The sequence below is a fragment of the Winogradskyella flava genome (assembly GCF_014243395.1).
In the GTDB taxonomy this organism is placed as follows: domain Bacteria; phylum Bacteroidota; class Bacteroidia; order Flavobacteriales; family Flavobacteriaceae; genus Winogradskyella; species Winogradskyella flava.
Window position 1 is genome coordinate 1,186,897 of sequence record NZ_JACLCP010000001.1, and the last position, 20,467, is coordinate 1,207,363.

21 protein-coding genes are annotated in these 20,467 nt (G+C 32.4%); 11 read left to right on the plus strand and 10 right to left on the minus strand.

The genetic code is table 11. From position 1 onward, the window contains the following. Positions 1 to 6 precede the first annotated feature (6 nt). The 11 genes from H7F21_RS05250 to H7F21_RS05300 all read left to right on the plus strand — a co-directional run bounded on the left by H7F21_RS05250 (position 7) and on the right by H7F21_RS05300 (position 11,518). Positions 7 to 813: a sulfotransferase gene (locus tag H7F21_RS05250; RefSeq protein WP_185788160.1), complete on the plus strand. Its 807-nt coding sequence runs from the start codon at positions 7 to 9 to the stop codon at positions 811 to 813. Next, positions 804 to 2,210, plus strand: coding sequence for a YjgN family protein (locus H7F21_RS05255; RefSeq protein ID WP_185788161.1), 1,407 nt, complete (start codon positions 804 to 806; stop codon positions 2,208 to 2,210). Before H7F21_RS05250 ends, H7F21_RS05255 begins: the two co-directional genes overlap by 10 nt. Then, complete coding sequence (locus tag H7F21_RS05260) at positions 2,203 to 3,201, plus strand: glycosyltransferase family 4 protein (protein WP_185788162.1); 999 nt, start codon at positions 2,203 to 2,205, stop codon at positions 3,199 to 3,201. The genes H7F21_RS05255 and H7F21_RS05260 overlap by 8 nt, the downstream gene beginning before the upstream one ends. After that, positions 3,198 to 4,361: a glycosyltransferase gene (locus tag H7F21_RS05265; protein WP_185788163.1), complete on the plus strand. Its 1,164-nt coding sequence runs from the start codon at positions 3,198 to 3,200 to the stop codon at positions 4,359 to 4,361. Before H7F21_RS05260 ends, H7F21_RS05265 begins: the two co-directional genes overlap by 4 nt. Positions 4,362 to 4,363: 2 nt before the next feature. Further along, positions 4,364 to 5,314, plus strand: coding sequence for a UDP-glucuronic acid decarboxylase family protein (locus tag H7F21_RS05270; RefSeq protein ID WP_185788164.1), 951 nt, complete (start codon positions 4,364 to 4,366; stop codon positions 5,312 to 5,314). A gap of 17 nt (positions 5,315 to 5,331) precedes the next feature. Further along, positions 5,332 to 5,886: a WcaF family extracellular polysaccharide biosynthesis acetyltransferase gene (locus H7F21_RS05275; protein ID WP_185788165.1), complete on the plus strand. Its 555-nt coding sequence runs from the start codon at positions 5,332 to 5,334 to the stop codon at positions 5,884 to 5,886. Continuing rightward, positions 5,883 to 6,632 carry a glycosyltransferase family 2 protein gene (locus H7F21_RS05280; protein WP_185788166.1) on the plus strand — a complete coding sequence of 250 codons (750 nt, stop codon included), beginning with the start codon at positions 5,883 to 5,885 and terminating at the stop codon, positions 6,630 to 6,632. Before H7F21_RS05275 ends, H7F21_RS05280 begins: the two co-directional genes overlap by 4 nt. A 95-nt stretch (positions 6,633 to 6,727) precedes the next feature. Further along, positions 6,728 to 7,816 carry a glycosyltransferase family 4 protein gene (locus H7F21_RS05285; protein ID WP_185788167.1) on the plus strand — a complete coding sequence of 363 codons (1,089 nt, stop codon included), beginning with the start codon at positions 6,728 to 6,730 and terminating at the stop codon, positions 7,814 to 7,816. A 100-nt stretch (positions 7,817 to 7,916) separates the two neighbouring features. After that, positions 7,917 to 8,675: a polysaccharide biosynthesis/export family protein gene (locus tag H7F21_RS05290; RefSeq protein WP_185788168.1), complete on the plus strand. Its 759-nt coding sequence runs from the start codon at positions 7,917 to 7,919 to the stop codon at positions 8,673 to 8,675. 1 nt (position 8,676) lies between these two features. Then, positions 8,677 to 11,016: a GumC family protein gene (locus tag H7F21_RS05295; protein WP_185788169.1), complete on the plus strand. Its 2,340-nt coding sequence runs from the start codon at positions 8,677 to 8,679 to the stop codon at positions 11,014 to 11,016. 82 nt (positions 11,017 to 11,098) lie between these two features. Continuing rightward, positions 11,099 to 11,518, plus strand: coding sequence for a CBS domain-containing protein (locus H7F21_RS05300; RefSeq protein WP_185788170.1), 420 nt, complete (start codon positions 11,099 to 11,101; stop codon positions 11,516 to 11,518). Positions 11,519 to 11,543: 25 nt separating this feature from the next. Here H7F21_RS05300 and rpe read toward each other — a convergent pair whose 3' ends face one another. From rpe to H7F21_RS05350, 10 genes are all read right to left on the minus strand, one after another. Next, entirely contained in the window at positions 11,544 to 12,206 is a 663-nt protein-coding gene (gene rpe, locus H7F21_RS05305) for a ribulose-phosphate 3-epimerase (RefSeq protein ID WP_185788171.1), read from the minus strand. After that, positions 12,206 to 12,619 carry a BLUF domain-containing protein gene (locus H7F21_RS05310; RefSeq protein ID WP_185788172.1) on the minus strand — a complete coding sequence of 138 codons (414 nt, stop codon included), beginning with the start codon at positions 12,617 to 12,619 and terminating at the stop codon, positions 12,206 to 12,208. The genes rpe and H7F21_RS05310 overlap by 1 nt, the downstream gene beginning before the upstream one ends. Positions 12,620 to 12,778: 159 nt before the next feature. Beyond that, on the minus strand, positions 12,779 to 13,642 hold the full coding sequence (locus H7F21_RS05315; protein WP_094967995.1) for a sigma-70 family RNA polymerase sigma factor: 864 nt from the start codon (positions 13,640 to 13,642) through the stop codon (positions 12,779 to 12,781). Between the two features lie 309 nt (positions 13,643 to 13,951). Further along, positions 13,952 to 15,373: a glycosyltransferase family 2 protein gene (locus tag H7F21_RS05320; RefSeq protein WP_185788173.1), complete on the minus strand. Its 1,422-nt coding sequence runs from the start codon at positions 15,371 to 15,373 to the stop codon at positions 13,952 to 13,954. A gap of 158 nt (positions 15,374 to 15,531) precedes the next feature. Beyond that, a complete protein-coding gene (locus tag H7F21_RS05325; RefSeq protein ID WP_185788174.1) occupies positions 15,532 to 16,710 on the minus strand; it encodes a porin family protein in 1,179 nt (392 codons plus the stop codon). Then, a complete protein-coding gene (locus H7F21_RS05330) occupies positions 16,707 to 17,258 on the minus strand; it encodes an RNA polymerase sigma factor (protein WP_185788175.1) in 552 nt (183 codons plus the stop codon). The genes H7F21_RS05325 and H7F21_RS05330 overlap by 4 nt, the downstream gene beginning before the upstream one ends. A 98-nt stretch (positions 17,259 to 17,356) precedes the next feature. Next, positions 17,357 to 17,938 (minus strand): hypothetical protein, encoded by a 582-nt coding sequence (locus H7F21_RS05335; RefSeq protein ID WP_185788176.1) that lies wholly within the window; start codon positions 17,936 to 17,938, stop codon positions 17,357 to 17,359. A 95-nt stretch (positions 17,939 to 18,033) separates the two neighbouring features. Beyond that, positions 18,034 to 19,107 carry a hypothetical protein gene (locus H7F21_RS05340; protein ID WP_185788177.1) on the minus strand — a complete coding sequence of 358 codons (1,074 nt, stop codon included), beginning with the start codon at positions 19,105 to 19,107 and terminating at the stop codon, positions 18,034 to 18,036. Positions 19,108 to 19,165: 58 nt separating this feature from the next. Beyond that, complete coding sequence (locus H7F21_RS05345; protein WP_185788178.1) at positions 19,166 to 19,579, minus strand: hypothetical protein; 414 nt, start codon at positions 19,577 to 19,579, stop codon at positions 19,166 to 19,168. A 158-nt stretch (positions 19,580 to 19,737) separates the two neighbouring features. Continuing rightward, positions 19,738 to 20,445 carry a hypothetical protein gene (locus H7F21_RS05350; RefSeq protein WP_185788179.1) on the minus strand — a complete coding sequence of 236 codons (708 nt, stop codon included), beginning with the start codon at positions 20,443 to 20,445 and terminating at the stop codon, positions 19,738 to 19,740. Between the last annotated feature and the right edge of the window lie 22 nt (positions 20,446 to 20,467).

The following is a 20,467-nucleotide window of genomic DNA, read 5'->3' on the forward strand; positions in this document are numbered from 1 at the left end:
TCTTTAATGGAACAACAAATTATAATTGCGGGCATGCATCGTTCAGGGACATCTCTGAGTGCTAGCTTATTGCAAAAATCAGGCTTATTTATTGGGAGCGATTTAATGTCAGGACGATTCGATAATGAAAAAGGACACTTTGAAGATTTAAGGATTCTTGAGATTCATGAAAATGATCTTGCAATGAAAGGACTAAATACAACTGGAATGGGACAAGGTATCCATGACAGTTTGGCATTTGAATCTATAACAGAAACGAAAATTGAACGATTTTTAAACGAATTACCTGATCTCAAATTGTGGGGGTGGAAAGAGCCAAGAACCACGCTTTATTTAGAAGCTTGGAAAGGTGTATTGCCCAATGCTAAATACATTGCATTGTACAGGCATTATGATGAGGTAGCCATGTCCTTGATACGACGTTATAAATATAAGTTAAGATATGGGATTGGTATGACCAAGTTTACAAGGCTCAAGCATTTTATAATTTATCCAATTAATATATTAATTAAAAGGAGACAGGCTTATAAAGCTTGGGTGGTATACAATAAGGCTATTTTAAATTGTCATAATAAATTTCCCGAAGACACCATAATATTTAATTTAAACAACTTTACAGATAATTATAATACTGCCCTTCAAGAGATAAACAAAGCATTCAATATCCATCTTAAAGATATAGATGTCGATCAAATTTTGAACAAAAAACTGCTTAACGCAACAAAAAAACAGGGATTGCGTCTAAGACTTTTTTCTAAGCAAGACTTGGAAGGAGTGTTAAATGATTTAAACAAAAAAACAAAATGGATGTAAACGCTAAAAAACTAATTATCGTTGTTTTTTTTCTGGGTCTTTTCTCTGCAATACTTGGGCCTCACTTTATGTCTACTATGAAGAGTGTATTATCTCTTAGTGTGGTTATTTTTCTTTTTTTTAAACTGAGAAATCCATTTTTTTTAACCATTTTTTTAGCGCTTGTATATCAATGGTTACAGATAAATATTAAAATTGTCTATGGTAATATCACTGATATTCCTTTAGAACATCAATTTAGCTTTCATCAAGATGTCGAGTTTATTTATATTGCTAATACCATAAGCAATATAGGTTTAATATGTTTTGCTTTAGGTTTATATTGGCCCTTAAAGAAACGCATTGGGTCATTCGATATTACGGAAAAATTGCCAAAACAATATCGACCGGATAGACTACTTTATGTTTATATCATTTTTAGTTTGGTCCTAACTGGGTTGGGAGTTCTTGTTAGTAATGTGTCTGGTCTTAATACTCTTATTGTAGCTATTTCTAAATTAAAGTGGGGTTTTTTGCTAGCAACGTTTATATATTGCCATTTGTTGAATTCATCAAAAAAAGTATTGTATGCGTTTGTTTTAGTTGAAGTTTTAGTTGGGTTTACAGGTTATTTTTCTGGCTTTAAAGATATAATTCTAATTCTTATAATCGGCTGGTTTTCAATTAAAAAGTTGATAAATTATAAATCATATGTTCAGTTTATAGTTGTGCTAAGTTTGGGGCTGTCCTTAGGTTTAGTCTGGACAGCAGTTAAGTTTGATTACAGAGATTTTCTTGTAGGTGGTGAGAAGTCCCAAAGAGTAGTTGTCTCTAAAACAGATGCAACGAAAGAACTTCTCAAATTACTCAAAGATTTATCAAAAGATGATATTTTAATATCGTCCGAGTTTTTTATTGACAGACTGAGTTACATAGAATTTTTCTCTATTGTCTTGCGAAATGTTCCAAATAGTATTCCATTTGAGAATGGTAAAATTTTTAAGGAGTCATCCTTATTTTACTTTAAGCCCAGGCTCTTATTCCCTGATAAACCACTGATAGATGATTCTGATCATACAAATAAGTATACAAGATTAAATCTAATGGATGATGGGCGTGCGTCGCATAGTATTGGTTTTATGACAGATGCTTATATTGACTTTGGACCTATTGGAATGTTTCCATTTCTTATAGGTCTTGGCCTTCTTTTTGGGATTACTATGAGAATACTTATTTTTAAATCACCTAATATTTTTTGGGCTATAATTTATACAGTGCCTTTTTATTTTTTAGTAAGTGTCTACAGTTTTAACATGATTAAAGTTATGGGTAATTTTATTACTTATTTTATTCCTGTATTTTTTCTAAGAAATATCTTCTATAAGTACTTTGACAAATATTTCATAGCTAATGAGTAAAAAGGTTTCTTTATTTTACCGAAAAAGAATCTCTGGTTTTAACAGTATTGAGGAGATATTTGATGGGTTACATTCGCAAATGGCAAAGAAGATTAATGTGGAAAAAGTAGAAGCGCCACACTCTACTTTAAGTCTAAGAGCTGTAATCTCTAACTTAAAATTTTTACGCAACAACAAGTCCCAAATTAACCATATCACTGGCCACATAAACTATGCGGCTCTTGTTACTGGCAGAAACACCTTGCTAACTGTTCATGACATTAAGTCAACCTTTTCAAATAATATAATTAAAAATTTTTTTTTAATGATTTTTCTGTATTGGTTGCCTGCTTTAATAGTTAGGTATATAACAGTAATTTCTAATCAAACCAAAGATGAAGTCATTAAATATGTTCCTTTTGCAAAGCACAAGATTAAAGTAATACACAATCCTATAAACCCAGCTTTGAGTTTTGTTCAAAAAGACTTTAACGCTTCATGCCCCAAAATTTTATGTGTGGGAACTAAAGAAAATAAAAATTTAGAATCTATTTTTAAAGCCATAGATGGCTTGCCTTGCGAACTAATAGTTATAGGTGTTTTGAGTAAAACACAAAAAGGACTAATTTCAAAATATAATATTAGTAGCAAAAATTATTACGATTTAAATTATCTCGAAGTCATAGAAAAATATATAGAATGCGATATATTATGTTTCCCGTCTACTTATGAAGGTTTCGGAATGCCTATAATTGAAGCTCAGGCTGTAGGACGCCCTGTAATCACTTCTAATTTTGGAGCAATGAAAGAAGTAGCTTCTGATTCTGCCTGCTTAGTGGATCCATTTAGCATAGCTGAAATTAGAAATGGTTTGGAATACATTATAGATAATGCAGAATACAGGAATTGCCTTATCGAGAGTGGATTAAAAAATATAAAACGATTTCACCAGGAGGTCATTGTGCATGAGTACTTGTCAGTTTACAAACTAATAGATGAGCAGATTAAATGAAAAAAACAATTAAGGTTTTAATATGCATAGACTGGTTCTTGCCAGCTTATAAAGCTGGCGGTCCTATTCAATCAATTTCTAATTTGGTTAATCATCTTAAGGATGAGTTTGACATATTCATAGCGACCTCAAATACGGACTTGGGAGAAAGGCTTGATTTAGGTACTGCTTTATTGAACACCTGGTTAACAAAAGATGGCTATAAGATCATTTACTTAGACCAACAACATCAAAACCTTAAGTTTTACAAGGCTATTTTTATACCACAGAATTTTGATGTGGTTTACTTTAATTCGTTATTTTCATTTAAGTTCACTTTGCTGCCATTATTGATTTTTAAGGAAATTAAAATGCGACGGGTTTTAGCACCAAGAGGAATGTTGGGAGAGGGTGCTTTAGCCATTAAACCATTCAAGAAACGAGTTTTTTTGAAATTGTTTAGATTATTTCAATTACATGAAAAGGTAATTTGGCACGCTACAGCAAATAGTGAAGTAAAAGAGATAATAGCTCACTTTGGTAAAAGAAAGGAGCTGATTTTGGCACCAAATCTGTCAGCTAAAATAGATACCAAATATCATCCAAAAAAGAAAGTTCAAAACCGAATTAAGATTTTTTTCCTTTCAAGAATAGCTATCAAAAAAAATTTGATCGGAGCCATTAGTTATTTATCCAAAATTGATAAAAGTTATAAAGTCGAGTTTACAATAATCGGTCCAGTTGATGAAGAAAAATACTGGAAAAAATGTAAGTATGAAATCGACAAGCTATCTCAAAATATTGAAGTTATTATTTTAGGTGCTGTGCCAAACCATAAACTTGCAGCTATTCTAGATGAGCAGCACATTTTACTTTTACCGACACATCATGAAAACTTTGGACATGTAATAATGGAATCATGGCAAAGAGGATGTCCCGTTGTTATTTCAGATAAAACTCCTTGGCGGAACTTAAGAAAGAAGCATCTGGGCTTTGATATTTCTTTAAATAATTCAACCGATTTTATAAACGCTATTGAGTTGTTTTCGATGATGAACGAGAATACGTATAATGAATGGTCTAAATCGGCATTTAAATACGCAAAGGCATTTACAGAGAATGTAAGTCTATTAGAACAAAATAAAGCGTTATTTTTGAACGCTGTAAACGACAATAGATAATAATGAAAAGAATTTTAATTACTGGTGGTGCCGGTTTTGTGGGATCTCATTTATGTGAACGATTGCTCAATGAAGGCAACGAAATTATTTGTTTAGATAATTTTTTTACAGGTGCTAAAAACAACATAGAGCATTTAATGGATCATCACTATTTTGAATTAGTGCGTCATGATATAACCAACTCATATATGGCAGAGGTAGATGAGATTTACAACATGGCTTGTCCAGCATCACCTGTGCATTATCAATACAATCCTATTAAGACGGTAAAAACATCTGTCATGGGAGCTATTAATATGTTGGGACTGGCAAAGCGGGTCAAGGCTAAGATCTTACAAGCATCGACAAGTGAGGTATATGGGGATCCAACCGTACATCCACAACCAGAAAGTTATTGGGGTAATGTGAACCCTATTGGATTAAGATCTTGTTATGACGAAGGTAAGCGCTGCGCAGAAACTCTTTTTATGGATTATCATAAAGAAAACAATGTAGAGATAAAAATCATTAGAATATTTAATACTTATGGTCCTCGAATGCATCCGCAAGATGGTAGAGTGGTATCCAATTTTATTGTTCAGGCATTAAAGGGAGATCCAATTACTGTTTTCGGTGATGGAAAACAGACAAGAAGTTTTCAATATGTTGATGACTTAGTAGAAGGTACAATTCGTATGATGAATAGTAGAGATGGCTTCATTGGTCCTGTGAACATAGGTAATCCAAATGAGTTTACTATGCTGCAATTGGCTAAGGAAGTTATTGATTTAACTAACTCTAAATCGGAAATTACATTTTTACCTTTGCCAAAAGACGACCCTATGCAACGTCAGCCAGATATAAGTTTAGCGAAAAAAGAGCTAAATAATTGGGAGCCAAAAATACAATTGCGTGAAGGCTTGGGAAAGACAATCGCATATTTCGATAGCTTGTTGAAACAAAAAATTTTTTAGTTTAATCAGGGGAAAAGTTGAAAACCGATCTTTCTAAATATGATAATAGCTGGTATAAGCCAGGTTCTAAGCTTAAGCGTATGGTTTGGTACTTTGTCAATATATTGTTTTTTCAACTTTCATGGAACATATCTTCAGGCCTAAAAGTTCTTCTGCTTAGACTTTTTGGAGCGGAACTTGGGAAGGGAGTTGTCATAAAACCAAAAGTTAACATTAAATATCCTTGGAAGCTAAAAATCGGAAATGATTGTTGGGTTGGTGAGGGCGTATGGATTGATAACCTAGATGAGGTGATTTTAGAGGATAATGTATGTATTTCTCAAGGAACTCTATTATTGTGTGGTAATCACAATTACAAAAAATCAACGTTCGATTTAATGATTGCACCTATAATCTTAAAAGAAGGCTCTTGGGTTGGAGCAAAGTGCACAGTTGCACCTGGAGTGACTCTTAAAAATCATTCTGTTTTAACTTTAGGTTCATCAGCAACTAAAGATCTTGAGGCTTATACTATTTATAGTGGAAATCCAGCCGAGAAAGTAAAACTTCGAAAATTTGATCCAATCGAATGAAAGTTTCGATAATTACCGCAACATATAATAGTGAAGATACAATTGAGACCTGTATGCATTCAGTTATAATGCAGACTCATGAGAATATCGAGTACATTATCATTGATGGTAAATCTACAGACCGAACGCTTAGTAAAATAAATTTATTAGCAAAAAACAGGGCCAATATTAGAGTGTTTTCAGAACAAGATACCGGGATATATGACGCGCTTAATAAAGGCATAACTAAGTCAACAGGAGATATTGTTGGGTTTGTACATTCGGATGATTTTTTGGCAGATTCTAATGTAATTGAAAAAATAGTTGAGGTGTTTAAGTCGCAAAACGTTGATGGTGTTTATGGCAATTTACATTATGTGGCTTTGAATGATACAAATAAAGTCATACGCAACTGGGTGAGTAAAACCTTTAAAACCAAATTATTAAAACAAGGTTGGATGCCAGCGCATCCAACATTATATCTAAAAAAGGAATTGTACAATTTAAGTGGTAGGTTTGACCTGAGCTATAAGATTGCAGCGGATTATGATTTTATTTTACGTATATTTAAACAAAACGAATTGAAGTTTTTTTATTTGCCTACAGTTATTGTTAAAATGAGAGTGGGTGGTGCTAGTAATAGGAGTTTAAAGAATATTATTCAAAAAACAAAAGAAGATTATAGGGCAATTAAGAAAAACCAAACAGGGAATTGGATAACGATAATAGTAAAGAATTTTAGTAAAATCAAGCAATTTTTGACTTAGCTCAATCGATTAAAAACTTTGGTGATTATAATAATGAAGTCATTGTTTTTTGTTGCATATTTGATCTATCCAAAAAGCTAATTGTACTAATACCTATGGTAAAAGAACTACTTGAAAATTTTAATCCTCAAGATTATGTTGCTATACTAGCTTTAGTCACTGTAGTAATTGCGTTTGTAGTATCTATTACCAGTTACCCTGCAATTATTAACGTTGCTATAGCTAAAAATTTAATGGATGACCCTGATTCCAGGAGTAGTCACTCAGGAAAGGTTCCGAACTTAGGTGGTATAGGTATGTATATTGGTATTGTGGTTCCAATCACTATTGTTGGTGCGCTCCTGGATACCAAGAGCCTTTTACTTATTTTAGGAAGTATCACACTACTGTTTTTTTTAGGTTTAAAGGATGATATCTTAATACTTTCACCTCGCAAAAAATTTACTGGACAACTTTTTGCAGCACTTTTATTAATCATATTTACAGATACCCGTATTTCTGGCTTGTCAGGTATTTTAGATATTACCATAATGCCTTATTGGGTTTCGGTTATTTTCACCCTTTTTGTATACTTGCTAATAATTAATGCTTATAATCTTATAGACGGCATTGACGGTTTGGCGGCAATGTTGGCATTAATGGCGAGTTGTGCATTTTTCTATCTTTTTTATGTTCATGGAGATATAAGCATGGTAGTTTTGGCAGCTGCAGTGATAGGTGTTATTATTCCATTTTTATTCTTAAACTTCTCTAGACGTAAAAAGATGTTCATGGGTGATACTGGAAGTATGATTTTGGGGTTTATTATAGCAGTGTTTGCAGTAAGATTTATTGATAATTCAGAATCAACAATAGGCAATGTATATCGCAGTTCTTCACCAATAATAACATTGGCTATATTGTTTTTTCCTTTACTAGATACGCTGCGTATTTTTTTCATTAGGTTAGTGGTACTGAGATCTAGTCCTTTCGTTGCAGATAAAAACCATTTGCACCATCGTTTTTTAAGTCTAGGATTCTCTCATGCAAAGACTACTTTAATAGTAGTATTTATCAATATTGTTCTCATTCTGGTGGCTATATCTTGTAAGAATATGGATATTCATATGCAATTAATAATTTTGCTATGTTCTGGAACATTATTGTATTCATTTTATTTTATTTATCATTGGTTAAAGCCATAATAAGAAAAACCAATCCCAAAGTGAAAACTTGCATTATTTATAATTACTTTGCTCATATGGTATTAGACCTTATATTTGCGGGATTGGTAAAATGATTACAATGATTAAAAAATTTTTAATTTTAATTTGTGCTATAAGTGCATTTTCATGTGCAAGTAAAAAGGAAATATTGTACTTGCAGGATGCGGATGAATATTCCAATGAAAATGTACCCTACACAAATGCTAAGATTCAACCAAACGATGTGTTGAAAATTACGGTTGGAGCATTGGTCCCTAGTTCTGCTATTCCTTATAACAAAACAACAAATACTGTTGGAGGTGTTACTATTGAATTAATGCAGTTACAAGGATATTTGGTTTATGAAGATTTCACTATTAATTTTCCAATATTAGGTATACTATCGGTTAAAGACAAAACAACTCAAGAATTTGCAGATTATCTTATTAAGCTTTTGGAGGATGGTGGACATTTAAAGGATCCATCAGTGGATGTAAGATTAATTAATGCAAAAGTAACAATTTTAGGAGAAGTTAAACAGCCTGGTACTTTCAACTTTACTGAGCAAAATATAACGCTATTGCAAGCATTAGGTTATGCAGGTGATTTGACTATTAATGGGAAACGAGAAGATGTTATTCTAATGCGAGACGAGCAAGGTGTCCGTCAAATAACACATATAGATCTTACAAAAGGAGATTGGCTCAATGGACCTTATAATTTTATCAAGCCCAATGATGTTATTATCGTCAATCCAAATCAGCCAAAAGTAAAGAGTGCTGGTTTTGTTGGAAATACGGGAACCGTAATTTCAGTAGTGTCAATTCTATTAACAACAATAGTCTTAATTACAAGGTAGAATGAGTAATCAGCAAAATTCTCAATATCAAAACCGCTCCGATCAAGGAGAGGTAATCAAAAACGGAGTACTTAAATACTTACGTTATTGGGTCTGGTTCGTTCTGGGTTTGATTTTGGCTCTAATAGGAGCGAACTTGTACTTGCGATATACTCCAAAGTTGTATAATTCAAGTGCTAAGATTAAGATTTTAAACAAATCTAAAGGTTTGGAATTGCCATCTTCTGCTTTTATTTTTAATCGCTCCAATATTAATTTAGAAAATGAAATTGAAATTCTAAAATCTTATCGTATTATTGAACAAGTTGTCGATAGATTAAGCCTAACAATGCGTTTCTTTGAAGAAGGGAATGTTTTGACTACAGAAATTTATCGGTTACCTTTCAAAATTGAAAAGAAAGTTGCCAATGACAGCATTTATATAGGTTCTTCATACACCATAGAAGTAAGACCAGATGCTTTTGATGTAACACCATCAAGTACTAATAAAACGTTGGTTTTTGAAAACCACAATAGTAGTAAAGTAGATCACAATCTCCCTTTTGACCTTAGCCTAGCTGGAAAAAAAATATCTAATGAAATCATTGGGAAAACCTACATTGTTAGATTTGTGCCAATCACTAGTGTAACTAAAGGCTTAAAAGGGGCCATTAATGTTAGTATGCTTGGCAAAAATAGTGATCTATTAAAACTAAACTACACAAGCCAAAGCAAAGCTAAAAATGAGCGTATTTTAAATATGTTGATTGATGTGTTCAATCAAGATGGTATTAGTGACCGGCAAGATATATCTCGTAGAACTATTAAATTTATAGATGAGCGATTTATACGGCTCACACAGGAGCTAGACTCTATTGAAACAGGAATTAAAGACTATAAACAAGATAATAATTTTCTTACTGTAGAGTCTGATGCTGAATTAGGTATAACACAACGTACACAATCTGAAAAAGAACTATTTGACCTTGAAAATCAGTTGATAATATCAGATTTGTTGAAAGAGACCATAGAAAAGTCAAACACTGAATCTTCATTGCTTCCAGCAAATATAGGACTTGCCAATACTAGTATAAATGATTTGGTGAATAATTATAACACTGTAGTTTTTGAGCGTGATAATTTAAGGACAAGTGCTGGAGAAAACAACCCTCAAGTTATAGTTTTAAATTCTAAACTTAAGGATATTAAGACCAATATCTTAGAGTCAATCGACTCTTATAGCTTACAATTAAGTGCTTCTAAAAAACAACTGGAAGCTAAAAATAGAAGATACAAAGCTCAAGTTTTTAGCTTACCAACTAAAGAAAAGGCTGCTCGCGAAATTTTACGACAACAAGCTATAAAAGAAAGCTTATTTATATTTCTCTTACAAAAAAGGGAAGAGGCTGCGATTAATCTAGCTATAACGGAGCCATCAATCAAGGTTGTTGAATATGCTATCTCTGGAGGTGCGCCAATTTCACCTAACTCTAGAAGTGTTTATCTTCTTTCTACAGTACTTGGCTTATTAGTTCCGTTTGGTATATTATATTTAATATTTATGTTGGACACTAAGGTACATGGTAAGGAAGATGTTTTGAAAACAAGTCCAAATATACCGGTCATTGGTGAGATCCCAGATTTAAAGAAGAAAAAAAATATCATATTTAATGATCCTAATGACAGATCAGCCTTGGCAGAATCTTTTAGGATTCTAAGTTCTAATGTAGATTATATTTTACCCGTTAAAGGCGGGGAAAAAGGTAAGGTGATTTATTGTACCTCGACTATAAAAGGAGAAGGGAAAACCTATGTTAGTCTTAATTTGTCATTAGCTTTGTCGAGTATTAATAAAAAGGTGTTATTGATAGGTGCGGATTTGAGAAATCCTCAAATTCATACTCATATTCAGGAAGATAAACATAAACCAGGCTTATCTAATTACCTTCATGATATTGATTATGATTGGAAAGATGCATTGATTTATGGATTTGATAAGCATCCAAATCATAATATTATTCTATCAGGAAGTATTCCTCCCAACCCAGCACATTTATTAACAAATGGACGCTTTAAGAAACTTATTGAGGAAGCTAAGCAAGAATATGATTATATAATTGTGGATACAGCACCTACAATTTTGGTAACCGATACAATGTTGATTTCTCAATTGGCAGATGCTACTATCTATTTAGTTAGGGCCAACTACACAGAGAAGAACTTACTGAATTTTTCTAAAGAATTGTCAGAATCAGGTAAACTTAAGAACATAGCCTATGTGGTAAATAGTGTTGGTGCTAGTAAGTCTTACGGATATGGCTACAACTACGGTTACAATTACGGCTATGGCTCAAAAGCCTAAGTCATATTTCTTTATGACTTTTATCATAATATTTTAGCTTGTATTAAAGTAACTTTAATACATAATTTAAAAGCGAATTATTATGAGACAAATAATACCAGTTAGCACTATAATGTCCAAGAATCTTATAGCGCTAAATAGAACGGATGATCTAGAACGCGCAGAACTACTATTTAAACGTTACGGCATAAGACATATTCCTGTTGTTACAGGTGACACTATCATTGGAATGTTAAGCTATACGGATCTACTAAGGATCAGCTTTGCTGATGCTGTAGATGAAGATGAAAGTGAGGTAGATACTCTAGTTTACAACATGTTTACCATTGACCAAGTTATGGTTAAAAATGTGACCACGGTTAGTTCAAATACTTCGATAAAAGAAGTAGCTCAAATTTTAGCAACAAAGGAGTTTCATGCCTTACCTGTTGTAGATGATGGAATACTTGTAGGAATTGTTACTACAACAGATTTGATTAATTACCTGTTGAAACAATTATAGATAGAAAAGTGTCATACGGCACTTTTTATTTATTAGCCAGGTTCCATAAATTTTTTATGGTCGCTGTTGGATTGTCACTTTTAAAAATGTGGCTTCCTGCAACGAAAGTATCTGCACCTGCTTCTACTAACTTTTTAATATTTTTATCGGTTACACCTCCGTCAATCTCTATTCTAGTATCCAAACCTTGTTCGTTAACCATCCGTCGCAGTCTCTTGACACGCTTATAAGTTATTTCTTCAAATTTTTGACCGCCAAAACCAGGATTAATAGACATCAATAGAACCATATAGCATTCGGGTAAAATATCCTCTAAAACATTAATAGGTGTTGTAATATTAAGAACAATTCCTGCTTTACAACCAGCGTCTTTAATTTGTCTTAATGTTCTATGAAGGTGAACAGTAGATTCATAATGTACAGTAATGATATCTGCACCAACTTTTGCAAATTCTTCGATATACCGCTCGGGTTTTTCAATCATGAGATGAACATCCAATGGTTTTGTTGCATGTTTTTTGATAGCTGCTATTACTGGCATTCCATAGGATATATTTGGTACAAAATGACCGTCCATAACATCTATATGAAACCAATCGGCTTCACTATTGTTTACTAGTTCTGTATCACGTTGTAAGTTTCCAAAATCGGCCGCGAGCATTGAAGGCGCAATTAAACAATTATTCATTATTTGTTGTGCTTTAAAAAGTTTGTTGTTAAATGGATTAATTCTTCTGCGGGAAGGTAATTTGCATTTTTAATCCAATTAAAATACAAATGTAACTTTTTTAGGTCTTGATATCTTTGAAATATATCAAATTTTCCACTGTTGTAGTCTTTGAAAATCCGATCTTCAATTCTTGCATCCAATAACTTAAATAGATTTTTATGCCTTAGGTCTTGTTTTATCTTATCGTAGAGATTATTTATCTTATCATTTTCTCCTTCAAGAATTTGAAAGAAATGCTTATTTCTCACAATTAGTAGCCCTGTAATATCATTGTTATTATTACTGATATTAACATCTTCAATTAGATCATCGATAACACTTTTTGTTAAATTGTCAGAGAAGTTGCTAATGTAACAGATAGTTTTTATCAATTATTTGCAGTTTTAATTCTTAAAGTTAAGAAAAGAAAATTATATAAAAAGTGAACCCACGGTAATCAGCCGTGGGTTCTTTCATCAATCAAAAAACGAACAGTTATGTTTTGTAACTGTTGTTACCTTTATTAGGTTGGTCGTTAAATATACGAAAAACTAACCTAAATATGTCTTTAATATTTTGCTTCTGGACGTATGTTTTAATCGTCTTATCGCTTTTTCCTTAATTTGTCTTACACGCTCACGTGTTAAATCGAACGTTTCTCCAATTTCTTCTAAAGTCATAGGATGTTGATTTCCTAAACCAAAATACAAACGAATAACGTCTGCTTCACGAGGTGTTAACGTTTCTAAAGCGCGTTCAATCTCTGTACGTAAAGATTCATGTAATAAATCTTTATCAGGATTTGGAGACTCTCCACTGCGCAGTACATCATACAAATTAGAGTCCTCCCCTTCAACAAGTGGTGCATCCATAGATACATGACGTCCGGAGTTTTTCATAGACTCTTTAACATCGTTAATCGTCATGTCCAATTCTTTTGCAATTTCTTCAGCAGAAGGCGGGCGCTCGTGACTTTGCTCTAAAAAGGCAAAGGTCTTATTAATTTTATTAATAGATCCAATCTTATTTAGTGGCAATCGCACAATACGAGATTGCTCGGCTAATGCCTGTAAGATCGATTGTCTAATCCACCATACGGCATAGGATATGAATTTAAAACCACGGGTTTCATCAAAACGTTGCGCTGCTTTAATTAGACCTAAATTACCTTCATTGATTAAATCTGGTAAAGTTAGACCTTGATTTTGATATTGCTTTGCTACAGATACTACGAAACGTAAGTTGGCCTTGGTTAACTTTTCCAAAGCTATCTGATCACCTGCTTTAATACGTTGAGCTAATTCTACCTCTTCGTCTGCTGTAATCAAATCTACCTTACCAATTTCTTGTAGGTATTTATCTAATGATGCAGTTTCCCTATTGGTTACCTGCTTGGTAATTTTAAGTTGTCTCATTTAATTTACGATTTGTGCAATATTTCAACAGCAACTCGCTGCTTTTATTATACGTATGAAAGTATTAAAATGTTACAATTTTTTATTTATTTTTTGGACACAAAATATGGTATCTGGTCACATATTGTATAATGTATAGCGAATTATACGCTCTTATACACAGAAATTTAAATTCTAAAGAAAGAATTTATCAGATCTATTTTATTTAAAAATATAGGTCTGGCACTTGATTAACTGAAATAAAGAGCTCTAATCAACATTACCAAAATCAGAAAAATCAATAATTATTTGTTGCTATTGTATGTACTTTTAACCACGTGTTAGCCAACCTCTTCTGCTTGCCGTCGCAATAGCATAAGGTGTTATCCAAAATAAAGCAAAAGTATAAAGGATACTATAAGAATATGCCCAAATCCCTTGCGTGGTTTTATATTGACTGGTAAAAAACAATACCGAGAATGTAGAAGCCACCAATATGCTCACCAAGGTAGAACCTAAAAACAATAAGGGATGAACGAATACAAAAAACAACATAGATATCAATAATGGATAACTCATTAATATCTTCAAGAACTGGCTTATAAATAAGATTCGAGTTCCCGTCTTCCCTTTGGTTCTGAAATTAGTGAAAACATATTTTGCCATTTCAAGATTCTCTCTAACATTGCTTCGTCCCCAACGAATAAACATTTTATACAAACCCAAATATTGATCTGGTACATTAGTATAGGCTACAGCATTTTTTTGAAACAGTACATGCTTCCCTTGTTTTAATATCATATTGGTCATGGCTCTGTCTTCGCCAATATCAGAGGGTTGTCCCATAAAAGTCTGGTTGATCCATTGTGGCAAACATTTATGCACGGCCGTACTTCTGTAAGCTGCTAATGCACCTGGTGTACATAGTACTGAGTTTAGATTGCTTTCTGCTGAGCGTACAAACTCAAAACTCATCACAAAGCTTACATCCAGCATTTTAGGAAGCATATCTTTCTTATTATTCAAGACTCTAATATTACCAGCAACGGCTCCGCAATTTTCGTCTGCTATAAAAGGACTAACAAGATTTCTTAATGTATCCTCAGTAACGATAGAATCACTGTCTACAGTGACATAAACATCGCCTGTACCTATATTGAAGCCACGATAGAGCGCATGTCGCTTACCTTTATTCTTTGGTTGCTGGTATATTTCCAAACGATTGCCGAGCTTTGTTTTGGCATCTAACATCCAGTCCCAAGTATCGTCTTTACTGCCATCATCAATTGAGATAATCTGTAATTTATGTTCTGGGTAGTCACTACTAGCTAAGCTCATTAAGGTATCGAAAACTTGTTTCCCTTCGTTGTATGCAGGTACGATTACAGTGCATGTGGGTAGTTCTTTATCTGAAACTGAATCGATAGGTTTGTATTTATAATAATTGTATGCTTTGTAAATAAAAAAGGTGGCTTTGAAAGCAAATAAGCTCGTCGCAAGAACTATGAACGTATAGCCTATGGTAGTACTGGCTTTATCAATTTTGAGTTGTTCAAAATCATTATGGAATACCCACAGGAAATAAATACCAATTGTTATAAGTAAAAAAGAACTGAACAATACAATTTTGTTGTATGGGCTCTCGATTTTACTTTTGCTACTAAAAAAGAGACTAAGGTCTTTGGAAAGTTTTTTTGTTTTATTTCTAGAATTAGTGACAAGGTTCGTTGAGGTCGCTTTTTTTGAGGACATAGATCTATTTACAAATTTAGATTACAATTAATAATAGATGTACGTTGACGTTTTAATTTTAGATTGTTATTAGTTTATATTTAACATTATGATACGATTTGTTGTATGGTTTAGGGTTGGTTTTCTAAATAAAAATTGAAAGTCTAGAAGCCCCTGATTTAAAATCTATAATCGATTCCAGTATTTATTGAAAAAATATATGGTGTATAATTAACATCTTTTGATAGCGATTTGGTCAAGTAACTGAAATTAGAGCCTAAGTTTAAATAAAGTCTATCAATTAGTTCCAATTCTAAACCCACTCCTAGATTTAATGATAAAGAAGATTTTAGGTATTTTATGTCATTCGAGTTTTCTGGTTTATCATTCTGCAGCCTAAAAAAACTTGGGCCAATTGTAACAAATGGACTGAGTCTTTTACTGCTCATTGAATATTTCAATTCTAAAGGAATTTCTAAGTATTCTACACTATTTTCATTATCATCTATAGTATTCCTTAAACTTAGTTTCCTTGCACCAAAACGCAAAAATGTTTTTTCAGATATTTTGTAACCTAATATGGCACCATAATTTAGGGTAATATCGTTTTCGGTTTTGGCATTGAAAGCTCCATATTTAGAAACTATAAATTGAGGATTAATACTCCATCTTATTTTTCTTTGAATTACTGTGTCTTCAACAATTTTATTTTCTTCTTTGATTGACGAATTTTTCTTTTGAATCTCCGTTAAAGAATCTCTATCCTTTTGTGTTTTTAGCTTATTGTTTTTCTGAAATACATCTGTTTGCTTTTGTGATGTTGAAGAATCTTTGAGTGAGTTTGGTCCTTGGGATACATTTTTCAGTTCGGTATTTTGATTTGTTTTTGGTATTGAATTTTCATTTTTATTATTCACCTCTTTTTTTACTGTCACAACTTCGTTACGCGAGGTGAAGCTGGAATTTAAAAGAATTTTATTGTTTTTTGAGTTCAATTGAGATTTTGTGTTTTCTGAAACCTGTAATTTATTATCGTAACTATTTTTATCATTAGAGTCTTTATTAGAGCCTGTCGTTTTTATTTGATTAGGAATTTTTTTTACGGAAGAAGACTTTGAGGTAGTTATATTAGTATCGTTAGATTTTATCGGATTTTCATGACTGCTCTCAACCAAACTAAATGTAAATAGTGTGATTGCAACTAAAGCAATAGCGGAAAAGAAATACCAGAATAATAATCTTCTTTTTCTCTTTTTAAGCTTTTTCTCTATGTTATTCCATACAATGCTATCAGGACTACTTTTATAGTTTTCAAGCTTATTCGTTATTTCAGATCCAATATCTCTATTTATTTTCATAAGCTTTCGAAGGAATTAATTGATGATCTTGATGGCTGCAACTTTTGTTTTAGTATGCTCTTGGCTCTATGTAAATTAGATTTAGATGTGTTAACACTTATCTCAAGTAGTTTTGAAATTTCTTTATGAGAATACCCATCCATCTCATAAAGATTAAACACTAGGCGATACCTTGCTGGTAAATCTTGCACATGTTGTAATATTTCATCTAGAGGTATAGAATCTACAGCTTTGGCATTTACTGATGTGTCTTCTAAAAGATCATTATTAATTGAGATACTAATTGGTTTTACTTTTTTGTATTTATCAATGGCCTTGTTAATGGCGATGCGTTTCATCCAACCTTCAAAAGAGCCAATACCTTTGTATGTTTTTATTTTTTTAAATATCTCTAAAAATGAATCCTGTAAATTGTCTTCAGCTTCTTCTGCATTAGAACAATATTTTAGAGAAAGGACATATAGGTCATCTTTATATTTTTGATATAGTTGACTTTGTGCCTTTAAATTATTCCTTTTACAGGACTTTATTATTTTTTCTAGATCCAATTAATTAATAACCTTCTATTTTTTTGATGCAACTTGCAATTATGTTTTTTATAAACAAACTAGATGAAAAACAAGCAATAGGTAGAGTACTTGCTCTTTTAAAACGCTCTTATAGCTCTTACATGGTTAAGACCTCCTTTTCCTGCATTATTGAAATCTGATAAATCAGAATTATCTGGTCCAAAAAAGCGAACCCTAGCCCAATTTTGATCGCTTTCTGTCATTGGATCTAATTCTGAAGAACTCCAATAAAACCAGTTTTCGAAATTGCCAATCGACAAACGGTTCTCTTGCATTAGGTTTAATTCTTCAAATGATGGCAAAAACCAGTCGGAATAGTTTTCTAGGATCAAGTCTTGACATACTTTGGCCGCATAAATCTCAGGTGAACATGAATTGTCGAATTCTAGATTTGTGATTATATCTAAAGTATTTTGACTACCAAAGCCTATTTCGGCAGCAGTAACATTATAGAATGTCCCTTGGCATGACCAAGGTACGTGAGTAGCTTGATCGTTTTGTGCGGCAACAAGGCCATGTTGCCCAGAATCATCTAGATAAAATATCATGCCTCCTTCGTGAAATTGACCTATTTCAAGACTGATTGGTTCTGACTCGTTATTATCGGAGCAAGATAATAATGTAAATACAACTAACGATAAGCTAATAATTCGATTCATGACTATTTTTTTAATTAGTTCTTTATCTATAGTCTTAAAAACTACAAAATGGTTGCGTAAAAAATAGTTTTAAAAGTTTTAGCCTTGTTTTAAGTTTAACAACCTATGGAAATTAAGATAATTTCAACAACATAGTCAGAGAGATTTTCTTCATCTATAATTTTAACAAATATACTCTGGTTGTTTTCGGTGTTATTATAAACTTGATCTCCGGCAACAGGGTTTTCATCGTTTTGTGCATCTTCTTGAGTCTCATGAAAACTGATAACAGAGTCTTCATCCAATTCAAGCGTATCTAAAATACAAAACACGTAATCGTTGAGAATAAAATCTGAAACTCCTGTGTTGGTTTCGTTCTCACAAACCTCAAAATAAAAACTAGAGCATAAATCAAAATCCTGATCACATCTCTGGTTCAGGACGAGATCTCGATCTTCGTTACTTAGTTTTAGGGAATTCTCGTCAATGTATGTCACTTTCCAATCATAATTAAAATAGTCGGTAATTTCAGAGTTTTCACTAACTAGGTTAATGTTTATGTGCAGCTCGTCCTCAATGAGAAAAACCGTCCACGAACCTATAAAATTTCGCTCTTCAAAATTAAATGTAGTGAAACCATTGGATTCTTCAAATATACCTCCTAAATATGGGTTGTCGTTGGTAAATCCATAACCAACTTTTAATATGCAATTCTCTAATATTTGATTGCAATCACTTACTCTTTCAAAATCCAAACAGCTATCAATACTCTGCTTTAATTCTTCTTTTGTGTTTATTATAAATTCTTCGCCAGATTCTAAAATAGCTGTTATAGGGAAGCTAACACTAATTGAGAAATCAGTTTCCAAGCTTTCTAGTAATAAGCTAAATTCCTCGTCATCCAAAACGGCATTCAATGATGTAAATTCATCATTTGCGTCAAAGACAAAAATTGAGAGCGGATAATTAAAATTAATACAAGTAATATTATGGTCTGGTCGTTCTTTATCTGTGGCAACCTGAACCAAGTTTTGAAATAGCTCTGAGCCTTGTGTAATTTCTTCAAGTGGTGATAATTGAATGATTCCAGTTTCATTATTAAAACTTTGATTGATTATATCGTCAGTATCATTGCTGCAAGAAAAAGATATAAGAATTAGCAATAAGTAATATAGTGTAGTCTTTTTCATAGTTTATTTTTAGATTGATTAATATGGTATTATAAAAGCGAGTAATATTAATGACTAACTAGTTTTGAAGCTCAATGACATAATCGGTGATTTCAGCAAAATTATTGCTGTTGATGTCTATTGCTAGCACTTTGAGACTCCCGCCTGTAAAATCCTCTTTGAAATGAATTGTTGCAATAGATTTATAATTATCATCTTCAATACTATTTTCGATGTCCAAAATTTCCATACTACCTGATTCAATTTCCCATATTATTTCGGAAAAATTGGCTGTAGTTTTGCTTGCATATTTTAATTCGTCACCAGGTGAAGCCCTCGTAGATCCATTTAAGCATATACCAACAAATTCTGCATTATCTTCAAATTCGCAATCAAACACGTTTTTTATATCCTCATCAACAGATTCATCTGAGCAAGATGAAACAAAAAATAAAATGAATATCTGTACAATTAGAGGGAGATGTTTGTTCATGGTCGATATTTATCTATAGACGCCATGATCTGCAAAAGGTTGCGTAGGAAAATGAAGCTTTTCAAATAAAAGTATAGTTTTGGATAATATAATTAGAAAACCCATCAAAATTTGATGGGCTTTTTTATAAGTTAGGAGAGCTCATTAGTTCATTCATGCTATTCGTATGTGTATTCAGCTGGCGGGTATGTGAAACCTATTTTTGTTTGATTTACTGGTAAGCCATTTGAGTTGTATTCATATGAATATTCATTTGTTGAGATATAATAAGTGTAAGAAGTGATATTATTTTGGGTAAATCCTCTATTAGATACGTGCAAGGTAGAGCCTCCGTGAATTTTATTAAAAGCTTCAGGGAACATAAATTGAAAGGGGTTTGTTTTATCGTCATACTCAAAAGATTCGATAACCTCAGAACCTCTCACTTTTTGTGATAAACGTCCAAAAACATCATAATTATAAATAGTCATCTCACCGTTTGAGGATTCGGTAGTGGTGAGTTGATAATCCTCATTATAGAAATAATTTATCGATATGCCTTGATTATTAATTGAACTAACTATTCTATTATCTTCATAATGATAATTAGTAGTTTGCGCGTCTTGACCGTTTCTTTCATAAATTTCTGTAATTATTTGATCTTCGGAGTTATATATATAGCTTACCATGCTTATATTGGACAAATCCTTTTTTAAATAACCATTTGCTTCGTATTCAAAAACAATATCACCAGCAATGCCTTTTACTTTGATTAATTTAGGTAAATCGTTAGCTATAATGTCATCATTATTTTCACAAGAAATGAAACTCGCAAATATTAGAGCTAGTGTGATTAATTGTTTTGTAAGGGTAGTTGTCTTTTTCATAGCGTATATGTTTTATAATCTG